This is a genomic window from Salinarimonas soli, assembly GCF_008386575.1.
Taxonomy (GTDB): Bacteria; Pseudomonadota; Alphaproteobacteria; order Rhizobiales; family Beijerinckiaceae; genus Salinarimonas_A; species Salinarimonas_A soli.
Map to the genome: position 1 here is coordinate 1 of NZ_VUOA01000031.1, position 18544 is coordinate 18544.

Annotated in this window: 19 protein-coding genes and 1 pseudogene; 11 read left to right on the top strand and 9 right to left on the bottom strand. The window is 69.2% G+C overall.

The genetic code is table 11. The features are described 5' to 3' along the window. The 3 genes from F0L46_RS17200 to F0L46_RS26920 all read left to right on the top strand — a co-directional run. Positions 1-263, top strand: a 263-nt coding sequence (locus tag F0L46_RS17200; protein ID WP_188312021.1) for a LysE/ArgO family amino acid transporter, incomplete at its 5' end; no start/stop codon positions are given. After that, a complete protein-coding gene (locus F0L46_RS17205; RefSeq protein ID WP_149819794.1) occupies positions 260-1030 on the top strand; it encodes a dihydrodipicolinate synthase family protein in 771 nt (256 codons plus the stop codon). The genes F0L46_RS17200 and F0L46_RS17205, both read left to right, overlap by 4 nt. Positions 1031-1193: 163 nt before the next feature. After that, positions 1194-1523, top strand: a complete 330-nt coding sequence (locus tag F0L46_RS26920; RefSeq protein WP_240540040.1) for a hypothetical protein — start codon at positions 1194-1196, stop codon at positions 1521-1523. Positions 1524-1544: 21 nt separating this feature from the next. Here F0L46_RS26920 and F0L46_RS17215 read toward each other — a convergent pair whose 3' ends face one another. Further along, positions 1545-1961 carry a translation initiation factor 2 gene (locus F0L46_RS17215; RefSeq protein WP_149819796.1) on the bottom strand — a complete coding sequence of 139 codons (417 nt, stop codon included), beginning with the start codon at positions 1959-1961 and terminating at the stop codon, positions 1545-1547. A 217-nt stretch (positions 1962-2178) separates the two neighbouring features. On the opposite strand from F0L46_RS17215, the gene F0L46_RS17220 reads away from it, so the two are divergent. Continuing rightward, a complete protein-coding gene (locus tag F0L46_RS17220) occupies positions 2179-2490 on the top strand; it encodes a hypothetical protein (protein WP_188312022.1) in 312 nt (103 codons plus the stop codon). Positions 2491-2521: 31 nt separating this feature from the next. On the opposite strand, the gene F0L46_RS17225 is transcribed toward F0L46_RS17220, so the two are convergent. Further along, a protein-coding gene (locus tag F0L46_RS17225; RefSeq protein WP_149819798.1) for an IS3 family transposase occupies positions 2522-3687 on the bottom strand; the annotation gives its coding sequence in 2 pieces (ribosomal slippage) (positions 2522-3423 and positions 3423-3687; 1167 coding nt in all). 84 nt (positions 3688-3771) lie between these two features. Between F0L46_RS17225 and F0L46_RS17230 the strand changes: the two genes are divergently transcribed. The 3 genes and pseudogenes from F0L46_RS17230 (at position 3772) to F0L46_RS17240 (ending at position 6218) form a co-directional block, all read left to right on the top strand. After that, entirely contained in the window at positions 3772-4914 is a 1143-nt protein-coding gene (locus tag F0L46_RS17230) for a hypothetical protein (protein WP_149819800.1), read from the top strand. Between the two features lie 455 nt (positions 4915-5369). Then, a pseudogene (locus F0L46_RS26925) lies at positions 5370-5504 on the top strand (VOC family protein); the annotation flags it as partial. 228 nt (positions 5505-5732) lie between these two features. Beyond that, positions 5733-6218 (top strand): GNAT family N-acetyltransferase, encoded by a 486-nt coding sequence (locus F0L46_RS17240; protein WP_149819802.1) that lies wholly within the window; start codon positions 5733-5735, stop codon positions 6216-6218. A gap of 264 nt (positions 6219-6482) precedes the next feature. Here F0L46_RS17240 and F0L46_RS17245 read toward each other — a convergent pair whose 3' ends face one another. The 7 genes from F0L46_RS17245 to F0L46_RS17275 form a co-directional block, all read right to left on the bottom strand. Continuing rightward, entirely contained in the window at positions 6483-7442 is a 960-nt protein-coding gene (locus F0L46_RS17245) for a ribokinase (protein ID WP_149819804.1), read from the bottom strand. Positions 7443-7451: 9 nt separating this feature from the next. Next, positions 7452-9044, bottom strand: a complete 1593-nt coding sequence (ggt, locus tag F0L46_RS17250) for a gamma-glutamyltransferase (RefSeq protein ID WP_149819806.1) — start codon at positions 9042-9044, stop codon at positions 7452-7454. Beyond that, a complete protein-coding gene (locus tag F0L46_RS17255) occupies positions 9028-9954 on the bottom strand; it encodes a ribokinase (RefSeq protein ID WP_149819808.1) in 927 nt (308 codons plus the stop codon). Before F0L46_RS17255 ends, ggt begins: the two co-directional genes overlap by 17 nt. After that, on the bottom strand, positions 9951-10727 hold the full coding sequence (locus F0L46_RS17260) for a BtpA/SgcQ family protein (RefSeq protein WP_306461778.1): 777 nt from the start codon (positions 10725-10727) through the stop codon (positions 9951-9953). The genes F0L46_RS17255 and F0L46_RS17260 overlap by 4 nt, the downstream gene beginning before the upstream one ends. Positions 10728-10814: 87 nt before the next feature. Continuing rightward, entirely contained in the window at positions 10815-11990 is a 1176-nt protein-coding gene (locus tag F0L46_RS17265) for a carbohydrate kinase family protein (protein WP_188312023.1), read from the bottom strand. 38 nt (positions 11991-12028) lie between these two features. Beyond that, positions 12029-13102, bottom strand: a complete 1074-nt coding sequence (locus tag F0L46_RS17270; RefSeq protein ID WP_149819813.1) for an ABC transporter ATP-binding protein — start codon at positions 13100-13102, stop codon at positions 12029-12031. Further along, entirely contained in the window at positions 13099-14133 is a 1035-nt protein-coding gene (locus tag F0L46_RS17275; protein WP_149819815.1) for an ABC transporter ATP-binding protein, read from the bottom strand. The genes F0L46_RS17270 and F0L46_RS17275 overlap by 4 nt, the downstream gene beginning before the upstream one ends. A 67-nt stretch (positions 14134-14200) precedes the next feature. Between F0L46_RS17275 and F0L46_RS17280 the strand changes: the two genes are divergently transcribed. From F0L46_RS17280 to F0L46_RS17295, 4 genes are read left to right on the top strand one after another with little or no spacing between them, the layout of a single operon-like run. Continuing rightward, a complete protein-coding gene (locus tag F0L46_RS17280; RefSeq protein WP_149819817.1) occupies positions 14201-15145 on the top strand; it encodes an ABC transporter permease in 945 nt (314 codons plus the stop codon). Continuing rightward, positions 15142-16011 carry an ABC transporter permease gene (locus F0L46_RS17285; protein ID WP_149819819.1) on the top strand — a complete coding sequence of 290 codons (870 nt, stop codon included), beginning with the start codon at positions 15142-15144 and terminating at the stop codon, positions 16009-16011. The genes F0L46_RS17280 and F0L46_RS17285 overlap by 4 nt, the downstream gene beginning before the upstream one ends. 33 nt (positions 16012-16044) lie before the next feature. Further along, entirely contained in the window at positions 16045-17553 is a 1509-nt protein-coding gene (locus F0L46_RS17290; RefSeq protein WP_149819821.1) for an ABC transporter substrate-binding protein, read from the top strand. A 56-nt stretch (positions 17554-17609) separates the two neighbouring features. After that, complete coding sequence (locus tag F0L46_RS17295; protein ID WP_149819823.1) at positions 17610-18383, top strand: glutamine amidotransferase; 774 nt, start codon at positions 17610-17612, stop codon at positions 18381-18383. Positions 18384-18544: the final 161 nt, after the last annotated feature.

The window sequence follows — 18544 nt, forward strand, 5'->3', positions numbered from 1 at the left end:
ACCCGCACGTCTACCTCGATACCGTCCTCCTTGTGGGATCCGTCGGCGCCTCGCACCCACCGGCCGCCCAGCCCGTCTTCATCGCCGGGGCGGCGCTCGCGAGCGCGTCCTGGTTCACGGCCTTGGGCTACGGGGCTAGGGTGTTGGCGCCGTTGTTCGCCAGGCCCGTCGCTTGGCGCGTGCTCGACCTCCTGGTCGGGACGATGATGTTGTCTCTCGCCGCCGGGCTCATCTGGAGCGCAGTAAGGCGGACCGCGCTATGAGCTTGCTTGATGGCCTTTCGGCCTTTCCGATCACGCCGTCCGATGCGTCCGGACAGGTCGAGGTCGTCGCGCTTCGCAAGCTCGTCGCACGCCTGAGGGACGCCGAGGTCGACTCGGTGGGCCTGCTCGGCAGCACCGGCACCTACGCCTACCTTTCGCGGACCGAGCGCCGTCGAGCGCTGGAGGCCGCGCTCGACGAGGTGGGCAAGGGCACGGGCCTAGGGCTGTCCCAGGTCTACGGCTTCGCTAAGCAGTCGGGCGGTGACGTGGCGGTCGAGAGTGAGATCGGACAGGGGGCTACCTTTTTCCTCTACCTGCCTCATGCCGACACTCTGAAAGGCGAAACGTCGGACAGTATCACTGACGCCCCGTTTCGTCGCGAGCACGGCCGGGGGAGCCGAGTGCTCGTGGCCGAGGACAACCGGGAGGTTGGTGAGTTCTCGACCCAGCTTCTCCAGGATCTAGGCTACGAGACCACCTGGGCCGGTAACGCTACCGAGGCGCTCGCCTGTCTGGCTGATGGGCAGGCTTTCGACGTCGTGTTCTCGGATGTAGTGATGCCCGGGATGAGCGGCGTCGAGCTCGGGAAGGAGAGCCGTCGGCTCTACCCTGGTCTGCCGATCCTACTCACCTCGGGCTACAGCCACGTGCTGGCCGAGGAGGGGCGCCACGGCTTCGAGCTTCTGCAGAAGCTCTACGCGGCGGAAGAGCTGTCCCGCGCGCTGCGCCGAGTCACACTCCAGCGAGGCGGGGGTCAAGAGAACTAGACGGCCGGGATCCACCCCGTGGACTCGACAATCACCACTGTGCATTTCGAACTGGCCCAATGATGGCGCTTCGGCGAACACAGTGTGTCCTGTATCTGCGCCCTTGTCAGACGATAACCTATGTGTGCACGTCTTGAGCGGCATTTGTGGTGCCGACACGAGCGTGGCGAGCATCATGAGTGGGCGCAAGGTGACCGGCGAGGTCGAGACCGAGATCTGCCGGCTCTACGTCGAGGAACGGCTGGGCACCGGCCAGATCGGCCGCCGGCTGCATCTCTCCCGCACGATGGTCGTTCGCGTCCTCGACCGTAACGGTGTTGGGCGAGACCGTAGCCGTACTGGGTTGGCCGTCGCCTCCGCCCAGACACGCCAGGCCGTCGCAAGCCTGGGCGGGCAGTCTGTCCCGAGCGCTAACCGCATGTTCTCTCGCGACAGAGAACTTGCGGTCAGCAGCGGGCGGCAGTCGCAGATGACCGATAGGGACGAGGACTGACCGCTTCCGCCGGACGAAGGGTCAGGATCCAGCGGGACCCGAGCGCCGCCCACGGCGCACCGGCACGAGTTGGATGTGAGCCGGGTTGGGGCTGTGGTCGAGCATGGCGCCGGTTGCCACGTCGACGACAAGGCCGACGCTCCCGCCAGGCAGTATGGCATTGCCGATCACGCCAGGAGCCGCATCGGAGGACACCTGCGTCTTCACCTCAACCGCGCCCTGCTCATACGCTCGTGCCTCCGCATAGGCCGTGAACTCGGCTTTGCGCTCGATCTGCAGCACGCATGGCGAGCGGGGGCATTCATGGCCAAGCGACGTCCAGATCCGGGCCGTCTGCGGATGAGCGGTGATCGTCACCGTGCTCTCTGTTCCGCGCCGGACCGTATTGCAGCCCGCGAGCATAAGACCGATCGCGATGGTGAGCGTCAGGTTGCGCATGTGAGCCTCCGACAGGCGCCAAGCCGCAGCGCGTCGCGAGGACAATAAGGCTGAACCTTGACCGTTCCACGCTGGTCCGTGATGGCCGGCAAGGCGCCACGGAATGCCACGCTCAGAAGCGTCGCCGGTTTCTCCGGAATGGGTGATGACAGAGGCTGGCATCGGCGTAAGTTCATCCCCTGGCTCGGGGGAGCCACAGATCAGGGGGAGACCAATCATGACTGCATCATCACTCAGCTTCAGACTTGCCGTTGTGTTCGTGCTCGTGGGCATGGCGATGGGGATCGGCATGGCTATGTCGCAAGATCACTCGATCATGCCAGCCCATGCTCACCTGAACCTGCTCGGGTGGGTGTCGCTGTTCCTGTTCGGGATCTACTACGAGCGTCGTCCAGGCCTCAATGCGAGCAAGCTTGCCGTCGTGCAGGTGGCCCTCTGGTGGGCTGGCACCGTCGCCCTGACGGTCGCGGTTGCAGCCATTCACTTGGGCTACAAGGCCGCGGACCCGCTTGCTGGTATGGCCTCTTGACCAGCCCCCAATTAGTGGTCCGCGCTGAATGTTAGTGGATTGAGGCAGTCTCGGTGGGTGGGGTGGCCGGCGGAGCGGGTCGGGGTTGCGCAGCCGGCCACAGCGTCACCTCCGGGGCAGGTGGCTGGTAGCCCAGGGCCGAGTGGGGCCGGACGGTGTTGTAGTGCCGGCGCCAGGCCTCGATCAGCACCTGAGCCTCGCGCAAGCTGTAGAAGATCTCGCTCCTGAGCAGCTCGTCGCGGAGCTTGCCGTTGAACGACTCGATGTAGCCGTTCTCCCACGGCGAGCCCGGGGCGACGTAGGCCGTCTTGGCCCCAAGGGCTGCGATCCAGCCCTGGAGCGCCTTGGCCACGAACTCAGGCCCGTTGTCGGAGCGGATGTGCTCGGGGGTGCCACGCGTGATGAACAGTTCGGCCAGGACCTCGATTACGTCAGCGCCCTTGAGCTTGCGGGCCACCCTGATGGCGAGGCACTCGCGGGTGAACTCGTCGACGACGTTGAGCATCCTGAACCGCCGTCCGTTATGGGTTCTGTCCTCGACGAAGTCATAGGCCCAGACGTGGTTGGGCCGCTCCGGCCGCAGCCGCACGCACGAGCCGTCGGCGGGCCACAGCCGACCGCGCTTCGGTTGCCTCTGGGGTACCTTGAGCCCCTCCCGCCGCCAGATCCGCTCGACACGCTTGCGGTTCACCATCCAGCCCGCCGCCTGAAGCAAGGCCGTGATCCGGCGATAGCCATACCGACCGTACTGGCGCGCCAGCTCCACGATGTCCGCCGTGAGCCGGACCTCATCGTCGGGCGTGCGGGCTGCCTTGCGTTGCGTTGTTCGGTGCTGTCCCAGCACCCGGCAGGCGCGCCGCTCCGAGATGCCGGTCACCGCTCGTACGCGCTCGATGCACGCTCTGCGGCGGGCGGGGCTTAGAAGTTTCCCCGCGCGGCCTCGGTCAGGATGACCTTGTCGAGGGTGAGATCGGCGACAGCCCGCCTGAGCCGAGCGTTCTCCGCCTCGAGTTCCTTCAGGCGCTTGACCTGGTCGAGCTTGAGCCCGCCGAACTCGTTGCGCCAGCGGTGATACGTGGTCTGGGTGACGCCAATCGAGCGGGCAGCGGCATCGACGGTTTGCCCCTGCGAGACCAGCACGTCCACCTGGCGCAGCTTGGCGACGATCTCCTCGGGCGTGTGACGCTTGCGACCCATGCTTCCCTCCTTGCTCCAGCCCCATACACATTAGGGCCGGGTCACTTTTACGGGGTCAGGTCATTCCTGGCCGACCCCGAATTTGTGCGCCACGGCGCCTCGGTCGAGGCGATCACCTGCCTGCCGGAGCGGACGGTTACCCTTGAGGCCGGCGGCGAGCGCGTGAGCGTCTCGACCGCCTGGGTGTTCGACGTCGAACCGCGGGCGCCCAAGGGCACGGGCTCGCGGCGGCGCGTCAGCCTCGTCACGATCGCGCGCGCGGCGGAGTCGGGGAGCGCATACCGCGTCTTTGTCTACCAGGATCATGAAACGGATCGGCTGACCATCGAGCCGGCGCTCGCCCACGACGGCGCCACGCCAGTGGTCACGCTGGGCCCCAAGCAGCCCCGCGGCTTTCGCCTCGAGCCCACGCGCCTCGTGACCTTCGACACGCGGGGCTGGCGCGACACGGCCGCGGCGCAAACCCCCGCCGGCACCACGCCCGGGGAGGCGGTCAGCCTCGATCTCGCCGCCCTGGAGGGGCGGATCGCGCTGTTTCGCGCCGATGCCGGCTCTCCGCGACGCCCCGCGAGCCTCGACGAGCCCGCCCAGGTTCTGGTGGCGTCGCTCGCGTTCGAAGCCGGCGCCCTCGTGACGAGGTCCGTGCGGGTCGAGACGCGCCGTCCGGCGCCGGCCGCCGTTGATCGCGGGCGTCCGCCCAAGGTGCCCTTGCCTGAGGGCACCCAGGTCTGCCACATGGCCGGCAATCTCAAGCAGAACGTCCGGGGTGGTATCCCCCTGCGGGCCGGGCCGTCGCGCCAGGCGAAGGTTCTCGTGACGCTGCCCTCCCTGCGCCGGCAGCACGAGAACGACTTTCTCTCCCTCGAGGTCTCGATCCTCGGTTTCCGGGACGGTTGGTTCCTGATCGACGAGATCCGATTGCCGCTGCGCCATGAAGGTCCGCGGCGGGGCTTAAGGCCCTATCGGGAACGCGGCTGGGTCGAGGCTCGATTCTTGACGGGCGTCATCGGGCACACGGGGCAGGCGCTCGGCGAGATGCGCCAGGCGCCCTCAACGGACGCCGCCCTCGTCGAGGCCTTCGCGCCGGAGGGCAACCGGCTTCATTTCGGTGACGAACCGCGTCAGGTCTTCGCCTGCTCGGGCCGCTGGGCCCTCATCGAGACCCAGACGCGCACGCAAGGCTGGTGGCGAGGGCTGTGCGCGGACCTGAACAATCGTTGCGAGTGACATGGGCTAAGGAGCGCGGGGCCAAGGCTCTGCGCAGCGACGTGAGGGGCCTGCGCGAGATGCTAACGAGGCGCCATCGTGGTCTGTTACCGATCGCCGCGGAGGTTGAGATCGGGTGCCTTGCAGCCGTGAGGGCGAAGTAGAACCGTCCTGGTTGGCCTGAGAGGGGCCGGCGCATGCTAGAAAGCCTGGCTGCCCTCCGGGGTGAGTCACACGACCGCCGACCCGGACGCGGATCTTGTCACAATGGGCTTGGGCTGGATCGGGACGTCAGGGTGAGCGAGGGAGATGTCCGCTTTTGCGGCCTGGTTGTCGAAAGCTGCCGGGCCGATCTCGGCCAACCCCGGACGTTGCGCTCACCCTCATCCAACATCTGAACTGCCTGAAAAGGAGCCTGCACCGGATGACGAGACCAATTAAACCCTAGATCGGGATTAATTACTCCTCACATCGTCTCGTGGCAGATCACACCGCGGGCGCTGCTGCGCGGCAACAGCAATCCGGAACGGGCTGCGGCCGCGCGTGCGTACTCGGCCATGATGACCATGCGAAAGATCGATATCGCCCGCATCGAGGCTGCCGAGCGCTGAGAGCTGCTGGAAGCCTGAGACTTGGGGCCGCCCTCCAGTTCGACGACGGCAGTCCCACGAGCGGGCGTTGGCTCCCGGCACCGGCTTGGGACAGAGCCCAATCGCGCTCCGCGGGGTCCAGCGAGCCTATGGCTCGGTTGGGACATCAGCGATGCGAAGTCGGGTTACCGTCACACTCCTGCAGGCCCGCTTGCGCATGACGCGTGAGGATGTTTGAGGAGAGCGCCTATGGGACTGCGGATCGCCGCCTTTGCTCCGCAGCACGAGGCCAACGTTCTGGCACTCTCTATGCGTTCCTGGGCGCCCGTGTTCGAGAAACTCCGACCGGTCGTGCAGCCCTGCGTCTACGAAACCTTCTACCCCGATGGTTGGCAGGTCAGGCAGGCCGCGGACATAAGGCAGTTCTTGGCAATCGCGCGACAGAACACGTGGCTGGCGGTCGACGGCGATGCTGTTCTTGGACGGGTCGGCATCAGGCTACATCCCGCGGATAGGATGGGCGAGATCCACATTATCGCCGTGGACCTGGCTCACCAACGGAGGGGGATCGCGAGCGCCCTCATGAACCATGCCATGATGCAGATGCGCGGGACGGGAATGAGGATCGTGATGGTCGAGACCGGTGACGATCCAGGCCACGCCGGGTCCAGAGCGACCTACGAACGTGCGGGTTTCCAGCGATGGCCCGTGGCCTGCTATTTCCTGGAGCTCTGAGCTGGATCGTGAATGATTGGCCTTCGAACCATCGCAAGAGGCGCGGCTTTCGATCCGCCGGCTCGCCGGCCGTTCGTCCACCTCCGGGATCCTGGTCGACAGGGGGCGCCCGCCTGCGCAGGTGGTCCTCGAGCTCCGGCAGGAGTACCTGGGCGACGTCGTCGGTGGCGGCCACCGTAAGCCCCTGCGCCGACGTGCATGGGTTGAGAACCGCCCCGGCGCCGAGCCTCGCGCGAAGCAGCGTCAGGGGCGACGCGATGCCGACTAAGATCTGGAGGAGAAGAAACGCAACGCTTCAAGGGAGACCCTTTCCGCGACTTGCCTGAGGTCTTCCGCCTTCGGCATCGCCGCCGCCGTTCCTGCCCTCGTCACGGCCAAGCCCGCGGCAACGCATCCAAAACGTGCGGCGTCCAGCGTCGAGCCTCCGGCGGCGATGGCGGCGGCCAAGGCGCCCGCGAACGCGTCGCCGGCGCCGGTCGTGTCGATCACCCGGCCGGCATCGAAGGCAGGGATGTGGATCGATGAACCATGCTCGTGGACGAGCACGCCGTTCGCCCCGAGCGTGATCACTGCCGTCCGGGTCCCGCGCCGAAGCAACGCGTCAGCGGCAGCCCGAGCGCTCGGCAGGTCTTGAACCGGCACGCCGGACAGGGCGGAAGCCTCGGCCTCGTTCGGCGTGACGACGTCGCACAGCGCCCAAATCGAGTCGGGGAGGAGGGCGGCCGGCGCCGGGTTGAGGATGGTCCGGAGCCCATGTTGCCTTGCGAGCTCCAGCCCGCGGAAGGCGGCGTCGACGGGCTGTTCCAACTGGGTCATGAAGACATCCGCTCCTTGCAGCGCCCCCACGGCCCCGTCCAAATCGGTTGCGCCCAGCCTGCCCGCCGCGCCGCTCTCGACGATGATCGCGTTCTCGCCGGTCTCCCGGTCGACGAAGATGAACGCCGCTCCCGTCGGCGCATCGTCGACCGACACGAAGCGGGTGTCGATCCCTTCCGAGCCCCACAGCGCCAACGCCATCTCGCCGAACGGGTCCCTGCCGATCCGGGTGATGAAGCGCACCTGGGCGCCGCTGCGTGCCGCGGCCACGGCCTGGTTGGATCCCTTCCCGCCAGGACCAAGCCGGAAGCCGTCGCCCAGGATCGTCTCACCCATACGCGGGAGGCGTTGCGCACGGAAGGAGAGGTCGGCCGCGAAGATGCCGAGGATGACGACCGTTCCAGCCATGGCTTCCCCCTAGAACGCGAGAGCGCAACCGTCCTTGCGCGGGTCGGAACCTGCCGAAAGGCTGCCGCGATCCGGATCAATCAGGATCGCCTGGCCCCCGCCCCAAGGCACATCGACCCGGCGAATGGGATGCCCCCGCTGGGCGAGGTCGATGAGCACCGCATCCGATACGCCGCGCTCCGCCTCGAACGCCTCCGTGCTGCGGAAGCCCCGAGCCGCGTCCAGCGCACCCTGAACATCCATCCCGAAGTCGACCAGGTTCTGGAGTACGTGCACCTGCCCGACCGGCTGGTAGGCGCCGCCCATCACGCCGAAGGACAGCCACGGCTTGCCATCCTTCATGGCCATTCCGGGGATGATCGTGTGCAGGGGGCGCTTCCCCGGAGCCACGACGTTCGGATGGCCCGGGACGGCCCGGAAGCCCGCACCCCTGTTCTGCAGCGCGATCCCGGTCTTCGGGCAGCACTTCGCGGAGCCGAAAGCATGGAACAGCGAGTTGATCAGGGAGCAGACGTTCCCTTGGCCGTCGACGACCGTCAGGTACACCGTGTCCTGATGGTGGACCGTCGGGACCGCCAGGTCCCGCGGGGCCGCCCTGCGTGGATCGACGCGGTCGCGCAGGCGGGCCGCGAAGCGCTCGGTCATGAGCTCGTCGACCGGGACGTCGGCGAACTCGGGGTCGGCGATGTAGGCGTCCCGCACGTGGTAGGCGAGCCGGCTCGCCTCGGACTGCAGGTGGAACCTTTCGGCGCCGATCGGGTCGAGGCCGGCGTGGTCGAAGCCGGCCAGGATGTTCAGCATCAAGAGGGTCGTCAGGCCCTGGCCGCTCGGAGGGATCTGCATGCATTCGACGCCACGGTACTTTGTCGAGATCGGGGTCACCTCACTCATGGCGTGCCCGGCGAAGTCGCCCAGGTCGTGGAAGCCGCCCAACCCCTTCAGCGTCTCCACCAATGTCCGGGCGATCGCGCCCCGGTAGAAGGCATCGCGCCCTTCCGCCGCGATCAGCCGGAGCGTCCTCGCCAGGGCCGGAAAGCGGATGATCTCGCCCGCGCTCGGGGCCTTGCCGGATGCGGTCAGCAGGTGTTGCCTGGCGCCCTCGTCGAGGGCGAGCCGGCCCTCCTGGGCCCGCCAGTCGGCCGCTGTGCGCTCAGCGAGCACGAAGCCCCGCTCCGCATAGTCGATCGCAGGCGCGAGGACGTCGGCGAGGGTGCGCGTGCCGTGCTCCCGCAACAGGCGGTCCCATGCGTCGACGGCGCCCGGGATCGTCACGGAGTGGACGCTTTCGAGCCCGATCTCCGTCGCTCCGGTGGCGCGCAGTCGGTCGAGGTCGAGCCCCTGAGGGGCACGCCCGGAACCGTTCAGGGCATGGAGCCGGTTCGTGTCGTTGCGCCAGACGAAGGCGAAGCAGTCGCCACCGATCCCCGTGTTGTGTGGCTCGATCACGCCCTGAAGCGCACATGCCGTCACCGCCGCGTCGACCGCGTTCCCACCCGTCCGCAGCACCTCGAGGGCGACGTAGGTGGCCGTTTGGTGTGAGGTGGCGGCCGCCCCGCGCGTTCCTTGGGCGACCGAACGCCCTGGGCTATGAAGATCCCGCATCTGAGCCTCTTACCGGAGAGTGGCGGATTGCCCGCAGGTGTTCGATCTCCGCCGCGGCGGGGAACGACGGACTGGTGCCTGGCCGTGTCACCGACAACGATGCCGCCGCGACGGCGATTTCCAGAGCCCGTTGTGGGACGCTCCCGGAGGCGAGCTCCGCCGCGAGCACCCCGGTGAGGACGTCGCCGGCCCCGGCCGTGTCGACCGCCTGCACCCTCGGTGCCGGGACGATCCGCTGGCCGGATTCGTCAGCGAGGACCGCCCCGCGCGAGCCCAACGTGACGACCGCCAGGGACGGCCCGAGCCGGAGGAAGGCCGCGGCCGTGCCGCCGGGGCCCAGGAGCGCATGGCACTCGGGCTCGTTGGCGACGACCACGTCGCAGATGGAGAGAACCTCGCGTTGGTCCCAGGCGATGGGAGCCGTATTGAGGATCGTGCGGGCGCCGCGCGTCCGGGCGACGGAGCAGGCGGCTAGGGTGGTGGCGGGGCCGAGGTTGCCCTGCACGAGGAGGATGTCGCCCGCCTCGATGCGCGCCAGTGCATGGAGCGCGTCGTCCCGGGTTATCGCGTGCGCGCTCGCCGCGGTGGAGACGATCATGTTCTCGCCGGAGTCGGCGACCCAGATGCACGAGACATCCGTCGGTGCGCCGGATGGCAACCACTCCGCCTCCAGGTTCGGCTCGCCCTCGAGGGCGGCCTGCAGCAGCCCTCCGTCGGCGTCGGCGCCGACGGGGGTCACGAGGATCGTTCGCGCCCCGGCCCGCGACGCGACGACTGCTTGGTTCAGCCCCTTGCCGCCGGCGCACCTCGTCATGGAGCTCGCCAGCCGGGTCTCGCCGGCTGCGGGCATCCGGTCGACGTACAGGATGACGTCCAGCGTCGCGTTCCCGAGCACGAACACCCGCGTCATGCTCGCAGGTCCCGCACGACCGCCATGAAGTCGGCGACCCGCTCCGGGTCGACCTCGTTCCACCACGCGCCGTCGTGCTTAAGGGCGCTGGCGATGATCACGGCGTCCGCGAACCGAAAGATGTCCCCGACGTTCTCGCGGGTCACGCCGCTCCCCACAAGCACCGGGAGCTTGGTCGACCGTCGCACGGCGGCCAGATCCTCGAGGTTCGCCCCGTCGCCCGTTCGCTGCCCCGTGACGATCAGGGCATCGGCGTCGAAGAACTCCGCATCCCGGGCGAGCTCGGACAGTGGGCGGTCGGCCACGATCGCGTGCGCGCCGTGCTTGACGTGGACGTCGGCGAAGATGCGGACGTCCCTCGCCCGGAGCCAGGCACGGTATCGGGTCGCCGCCCCCGCCTTGCCCTCCATGAAGCCCTCGTTCGCCACGTAGGCGTTGGCCCACTGGTTGACCCGCACGAAGGACCCCCCACCGGCCTTTGCCGCCGCGAGCGCCGCGACCGCCCCGTTCGCGAGGACGTTGATCCCGACCGGAAGGCCGGTCTCGCGCCTCACCGCCTCCGTCAGCACCGCCATGACGGCCGCCGTCTCCGGGCCGAGCTCGTCGGGCTTGGCGAATGGGATGTCGCCGTGGTTCTCGACGATGACTCCGTCGACGCCGCCGTCCCGGTAGCGCCGGGCCTCGGAACATGCGTGGGCGTAGATTCGTTCGAGCGGATCGCCGTCGTAGGCCGGGGATCCCGGCAGCGGCAGCGCGTGGACGACGCCGATCACGGCTCTCGTCCGCCCGAAAAGCTCCTTGACGGCGTTCGTCTTAGTTCGAAAGATCGATGCGGGATGGGTCAGGGTGTCCTCCCAGGGTCAGGCGGGTACGAGCCGCGGCGCGGATGCTGCCCCTTGCGACGCGATCGCCTCGGCGAGGCGCTCGGCCGACGGGCGGATCTCCTGCGCGGCGTAACGAGTGACCGCGAGGCTCCCGGCCGCGCAGGCGTACTGCAGCGCGAGATCGAGGGGCGCGTGGTTCAGCCAGAAGGCCAGGAACGTACCGACGAAGGCGTCGCCGGCCCCGGTCGTATCCTGCACCGGTACGGGCAGCGCGTCGGCCCTGGCGATGCGCCCATCCCGGGCGACGAGAAGCGCGCCCGACGCCCCGAGGGTGACGATCACCGCCTCCGGCCAGCGCTCGCTCGCCTCGGCTCGCTCCTTCAGCCACGCGGCCGCGTCGCCCGGATCCGCCGGGCAGCCCTCGATGTGGATCAGCGACTCGCGATGGAGCACGACGACGTCGAACTCGAGAAACAACTGCGCCGAGTGGGCTCGCAGCCATTGGGGAGGAAGGCCCGTCGCCTGCATCGTGGGCTTGAAGCCGCGGGCCCGCGCAAGCGGTATCGCGGCGATCTGCGGGGGCACCTGGTATCCTTCGAAGTGCAGGCACCAGGTGAGCCCGGCCGGATCCGTGGCCTCGAGGAACCGTCGCAGGTCGACCTCCGCCAGGCTCGAGGGCTCGTTGATGATCGTTCGGCGCCCGTCGCGCTCCACGAGCACCAGGGCCCTGTTGAGCCGCCCCTCGCGCCGCTCCACCGGGGTGATCAGCTCGACGCGGCGGCTGGCCAGTTCGGCGAGGGCCCAATCGCTGTCCCCGTCGCAGCCGATGCAAGTGATCAGCGACGCCGCGACCGGCCAACCTCCACCGAGTCCCGCCGCGACGGCGGCCACGTTGGCGGCAGGACCTCCGATCGCCTTCACGATCTCCTTCGACATCAGCCGCTCGTCGCGCTCGGGAAGACGATCCAGGCAAGCAACGTAGTCCACGCTCACGTAGCCGACGGTGGTCAGCCTGGGCACCGCCGGATCGGCGCGGCGGCTGTCGAACGCGGTTCGCTTGCGGGCGGTGAGGGAGCGCGCCGTTTCGGCGGGACTGTAGCCGAGTGACTGGATGGCGGCCTCGACCCGCTCGCGCATCGCGTCCGACACTGGCGCGCGGCCGTTCAGGACGTTGGACACCGTTCCCTTCGCGACGCCGGCGACGCGCGCCACGTCCGCGATGGTCGCCCTTGGGTGGTCGTTGGCGGCGCTCATGCCGGTCGCGTCCCCCGCGCATCGCGCAGCAACGTCATCCGCCGACGGTAGGCCTCGGACATCAGGGCTTCGTCGTCCCTCGCGCCCTCCGACGTCGGCAGCTCGGCGGCTCGGATGCAGGCCGCTTGCCTGCCCTCGTCGCCGTACGCATCGAGCGGCGGCTGCGCGGCGAGGCATGCCGGCACCGCGTGGGGGCACCGGGACGCGAATCGGCATCCCTGGCTGGCCTCGTAGGGGCTTGGGGGCTCGCCGAGCACGATGCGGCGTGCCGCGCCGGGGTGGGGCACCGGAACCGGCGAGGCGGCGAGGAGCATGCGCGTATAGGGGTGGCGGGGATCCTCGAACACCCGGCGCGCCGGGCCGACCTCCACCAGGCGGCCCGCGTAGAGGACGCCGACGCGGGTCGCGAGATGGCGCACGACCGCCATGTCGTGCGAGATGAACAGGTAGGACACCCCGAGACGGGCCCGAAGGTCGGCGAGCAGGTTGACGACCTGGGCCTGGATCGACAGGTCGAGCGCGGAGACCGGCTCGTCGCACACGATCAGGTCGGGCTCGACCGCGAGCGCCCGGGCGATCGCGATGCGCTGACGCTGCCCCCCCGAGAACTCGTGCGGATAGCGCGACGCCTGTTCGGACGAGAGGCCGACGAGGGCGAGGAGCTCCGCCACGCGGCCCGCGACGGCATCGCGTGACCGGAGGCGGTGCAGTCGGATCGGCGCGGCAATGCTCTCGCCGATCCGCACCCGCGGGTCCAGCGAGCTGAAGGGGTCCTGGAACACGATCTGCATCCGGCGCCGAAGCCTCCGCAGGTCCGCGCTGCGGGTGGCACGCACGTCGATGCCGTCGAAGACGATGCTCCCGGCATCGGCCTCGACGAGCCGGAGGACGAGCCGCCCGATCGTCGACTTCCCGGACCCGCTTTCGCCGACGAGCCCGAACGCCTCCCCGCGCTCGATCACGAAGCTCACGTCGTCGACCACGGTCGCCCGGCGCCCCGGACGCAACAGCCCGCCTCCGCTCGTGTAGGACTTGCTCAAGCCCGTCACCTGCAGGAGCGGTCCGGTCATCCGACATGCTCCTCGATCGGCGCGCGCCAGCAGGCGGCCGCATGGCCCGGCCGGAGGTCCCCGAGAGGAGGCGCCTCCCGGCGGCACCGGTCGACCGCGAAGGGGCACCGCGGGGCGAAACGGCAACCGACCGGCATCGATCGCGGCGAGGGGACCTGGCCGTCGATGGACGCGAGGCGCCGTCCGACGTCGCCCGATCTCGGAAGCGCCGCGAACAGGGCGAGGGTGTAGGGATGCAGCGGATCCGAGAAGATCGCGTCGCGCGATCCGCGCTCGACGACGCGCCCCGCGTACATGACGACGACGTCGTCCGCGATCTCCGCCACGACCGCCAGGTTGTGCGTGATGAACAGCACGGCCGTCCCGAGCTCCTCGCGAAGCGCGTCGACCAGCGCGAGGATCTGGCTCTGCACGGTCACGTCGAGCGCCGTCGTGGGCTCGTCGGCGACGAGCAGCGCCGGGCGGCAGGCGAGCGCGATGGCGATCATCACGCGCTGGCGCATGCCGCCGGAGAGCTGGTGGGGGTAGGCATCGAGCCGCTCGCGCGCGGCCGGGATCTGGACGCGCTCCAGCAGCGCGAGGGCCTCGGCCCGTGCCTCGGCCCGCGACAGGCCCCGGTGCACGACAAGGGCTTCCCCGATCTGCGCGCCGACCGTCAGCGTCGGATTCAGGGAGGTCATCGGCTCCTGGAAGATCATGGCCAGGCGATTGCCGCGGAGCCGCTCCATCCCCCGCTCCGTCAGGGCGAGGAGGTCTCGGCCCTCGAACGCCATGGCCTCGGCGGACACCCGCGCGCCGGGTGGGAGAAGGCGCATCAGCGACAGGGCGGTGAGGCTCTTGCCGGACCCGGACTCGCCGACGAGGCACGTGAGGCGGCCACGACCCAGGTCGAGATCGACCCCGTCCACGATGGCCGGCCCGGCACCGAAGCCGATGCGCAGGTCGCGAACGGTGAGCAGGTCGGCTTCCGCGGCCGGCTCGCGATCCGTCCCGGGCCTGCCCTGAGCTTCGTGAGACCGCCAGTCCGGCATTGACAGCTCCATCGGGGACAAGGACTATCAGGCTGCTTGAACCGGTTCAAGCGTGGCGGAATGGGCGATGGCGGCCTATCTGACGTCCAGAATCGCGAGCTTGGTGCCGATCCTGTTCGGCACCTCGCTCGTGTCGTTCTTCCTCATCCGCCTGGTGCCCGGCGACCCGGCGGTGGCGCTGCTCGGGCTCGAGGCCGACGAGCGCGCGATCGCCGCCCTGCGGGCGCAGCTCGCCCTCGACCAGCCGCTCGTCGTGCAATACCTCACGTGGCTCGGTCGCGTACTTTCCGGGGACTTCGGGCGCTCCGTCCAGGGAGGGCGCGAGGTGCTGCCGCTCCTCGTAGGCGCGCTCGGCCCGACCGCCCAGCTGTCGTTCGCCGCCGCCATCGTCTCGCTCGTCATCGCCATCCCCGCCGGCATCGTGGCCGCGACCCGGCGGGACACGGCCGTCGACTACGGCGCGTCGTTCGCGGCCCTGTGCGGCCTCTCGATGCCGAGCTTCTGGCTGGGCATCCTGCTCATCCTGGCCTTCTCGGTCCACCTCCCATGGCTGCCCGCCTCCGGATACGTGCCGCCCCTGTCCGATCCGCTTGGCTTCATCAGCCATCTCGTCCTGCCGGCTCTGACGCTCGGCGCGGCCCTGGCCGCGGCGACGATGCGCATGACGCGCTCCGCGATGCTGGAGGTCCTTCGAAGCGATTACGTCCGCACCGCTCGGGCGAAAGGCATCCCGGGCCGCCTCGTGGTATGGCGCCATGCGTTCCGGAACGCGCGTATCCCCGTCGTGACGCTCCTGGGAATACAATTCGGGCAACTGCTCGGCGGCGTCGTCATCACCGAGACGGTCTTCTCGTGGCCCGGCATCGGCAAGCTCACCGTCGACGCCATCTTCGCGCGCGACTACGCCGTGGTGCAGGGCGCCGTGCTGCTCACGGCGACCATCTTCGTCCTCATCAATCTTGCCACCGACCTGGTCTACACGGTCCTCGATCCGCGGGTCAGGCTCGCATGAACGCCCCGGCCACGGCCCTCGCCGAAGCCCCCGTGTCCGCCCGACGCTGGCGAGCCACCCTCCTCGGACGCCCCCGCGCGGCGATGGGCGTCCTCCTCGTGGGGCTCGCCTGCCTGTGCGCCATCGCCGGCCCGTTCCTCTGGCCGCTCGATCCGAACGCCCCCGATTTCGCGGCGATCCTCTCCCCGCCCGGGCCGGGACATCCGTTCGGCACGGACGACCTCGGGCGCGACGTGCTCGCGCGCATCCTGAACGGCTCCAGCGCGTCGCTTCTCGTCGGATTGGTCAGCGTCGCGGGGGCGCTCCTGGCGGGAACCTTGATCGGCCTCGTGGCGGGGTATTTCGGGGGGTGGGCCGATACGCTGCTGATGCGGATGATGGACGTGATCTTCGCGTTTCCGAGCATCCTGCTCGCGCTGGCGATCACGGCCGTCCTCGGCCCGAGCCTCGGCAACGCGGTCCTCGCGATCGCCGTGGTGAATCTGCCGGTCTTCGCCCGGATCGCCCGCGCGCAGACGCTCGTCGTGGGACAGCTCGACTTCGTGGAGGCGCGCCGCGCCCTGGGGTTCGGGACGGCTGACATCCTGCTGCGGACGGTGCTGCCCAACATCACGGCCCCGCTGATCGTCCAGGGCTCGTTGCTGTTCGCGTCGGCCATCATCACCGAGTCCTACCTGTCCTTCCTCGGCCTCGGCGTCCAGCCGCCGACGCCCACGTGGGGCAACATGCTCCGCACCGCGATCAGCTTCCTGGACCTCGCGCCCTGGCTGGCGTGGTTCCCGGGGATCGCGATCTTCGTGACGGTCCTGGGCTTCAACCTGCTGGGGGACGCCCTTCGCGACCTGTTCGATCCCCGGGAAGGCTGACCTGACGCAACCAAAACGCACAAGGAGGGTACGATGCTGAGACGAGACGTATTGAAGGGGTTCGCGGTGGGGGCGGTCGCGGGCATGCTCGCCCATCCCGGCGTCGTGTTCGCCCAGGGCGCGAAGACCCTGACCGTCGGCATCGTATCGGATCCGGTGACCCTGGATCCCGCGCTCATGGCGTCGTTCTTCGAGCTGTCGGTCCAGTACAATGTCCACGAGCCGCTCGTGCACGTGACGCCAGATCTCAAGGTCGAGCCGGGCCTCGCCACCTTGAGCTCGTCCGACGACCGGACCTACGTGTTGACCCTGAGGCCGGGCCTGACCTTCCACGACGGGACGCCCGTCGACGCCGCCGCGGTCAAGGCGAACTTCGACCGCATGCTCGATCCGGCGACCGCCTCGCCGCGGCGCAGCGAGCTCGGGCCCATCGAGGGCGTGGAGGCCACGGGGCCCCTCGTCGTCACGATCCGGATGAGGGAACCCTACGCGCCGTTCCCGCAGGTCCTGGCGAACCGGGCTGGCATGATGGTCTCGCCGACCGCGGTGAAGGCGCTCGGGGCGGATTTCGCGACCAGGGCGGTCGGCGCCGGCCCCTACAAGGTCGCCAGCTGGACGAAGAACGCCGAGCTCGTGCTCGAGCGCTTCGACGGGTACTGGCGCGGCCCCGCGCCGATCGAGCGCGTGGTCTTCCGTCCGATCTCCGACGAGACCGTGCGCGTCACGAACCTGCGTTCCGGGACCGTGCAGCTCGTCGACGCCGTCCCGCCGCAGGCCGTGGCCCAGATCGCGCGGGAGGGATCCCTCGCCCTGAAGCAGGCGCCGGGGCTCGGCTTCAACGCCTTCTCGCTGAACACGACCCGCCCGCCGTTCAACGACGTGCGCGTCCGGCGGGCCTTCGTCATGGCGGTCAACCCCGAGATCGTCCAACGTGCCGTCTACTTCGGGACCGGCGACGTCTCCTACGGCCCGGTGCCGCCATCGATCGGATGGGCGTACGACAAGGGCCTGCGCACCCCGCGCGGCGATGCCGCCGCCGTGAGGAAGATGCTCGCGGACGCCGGGCAGGCAGGGCCCGTGCCCGTCACGATCACCGTCACGAACTCGCCGGTGCAGGTCCGCACGGCCGAGGTCATCCAGGCGCAGGCCAATCAGGCCGGCTTCAAGGTCGAGGTCAGGCAGATCGACCCCACGAGCCTCATCACGGTCCTGCGCCAGAAGGACTTCGACGTGTGCATGTCGCCGTGGTCCGGTCGCTCCGACCCGGACGGGAACATGTACAACTACTTCACGAAATCCGGGCCGAACAACTTCGCCGGATGGCAGAGCGACAAGGTGGACGGTCTGCTCCAGAAAGCCCGCGCCACGACAGACCAGACCGCCCGCGCGGGCCTGTACCGCGAGGCCGAGCGCGAGATCGCCCAGGAAGCGCCGATGCTGTTCCTCAACTTCCCGGCCATCCTCCAGGCATCCACGAAGGCGCTGACCTGGCTGCAATATCCCGACGGGGCCTTCCGCCTGCAGTTCGCGAAGTTCGACTGAGCATCCCATACGGCCGGCCTTCGCGGGCCGGCCCAACCTGTCCGGGATTCCTGAGCATGCCGAAAACCATCCTCCTTGCCGGCGAGAGCTGGACGTCCACGGCCACCCACATCAAGGGGTGGGACCAGTTCGCGTCCGTCACCCATCATCGCGGCGCCGACGATTTCATACGCGTCGTCGGAGGTGACGGGTACGAGATCCGCTACATGACCTGCCCCGAGGCGGCCGAAGGCTTTCCATCGTCGGCCGACGAGCTCGCCGCGTACGACGTGGTCGTGCTGAGCGACATCGGAGCCAACACGCTCCTGCTTCCGAGCGCCGTCTGGATACGCTCGGAGCGGTTCCCGAACCGGCTGAAGGCCCTGCGCGAGTACGTCGCCAGGGGAGGGGGCCTCGCGATGGTCGGAGGCTACTACAGCTTCCAGGGCATCAACGGAGGTGCGCGGTATCGGGGGACGCCGATCGCGGACGTCCTCCCAGTCGAGATCCACCCCTACGACGATCGCATAGAAATGCCCGAGGGCATCCACCCGCTCGTCCGCGAGACCGCGCGCGAACACCCCATCCTCAGTGGCGTGAGCGGGGAGCTGCCCTACGTGCTCGGGGTCAACGAGGTGCGCCCGAAGACAGCTGCGGACACGATCCTGTCGCTCCCCACGGAAGAGGGCGGTCACCCGCTTCTCGTTGTCGGCTCGTACGGAAAGGGGCGGACTGCGGCCTGGACCACCGATATCGGGCCGCATTGGCTCCCAAACGAATTCCTGCGATGGCCCGGGTTTCCGGTCCTCTGGCGCAACCTCTTCGACTGGCTCGGCGAGGGGCGGGACTGAGGCCCTCGCCTATGGGTGGGCCGCCATACGAGAGGGCAAGCCGCCGACCGGCCGGGGCTGGATGCCACGGGACGACCCGGCTTTGCGGACCGTGCTTCAGTCGACGATGTCCCTGGTGAGGGGGCACAGCGGCCCGCGGCCCGATTTGCGGCCCGCCAGGG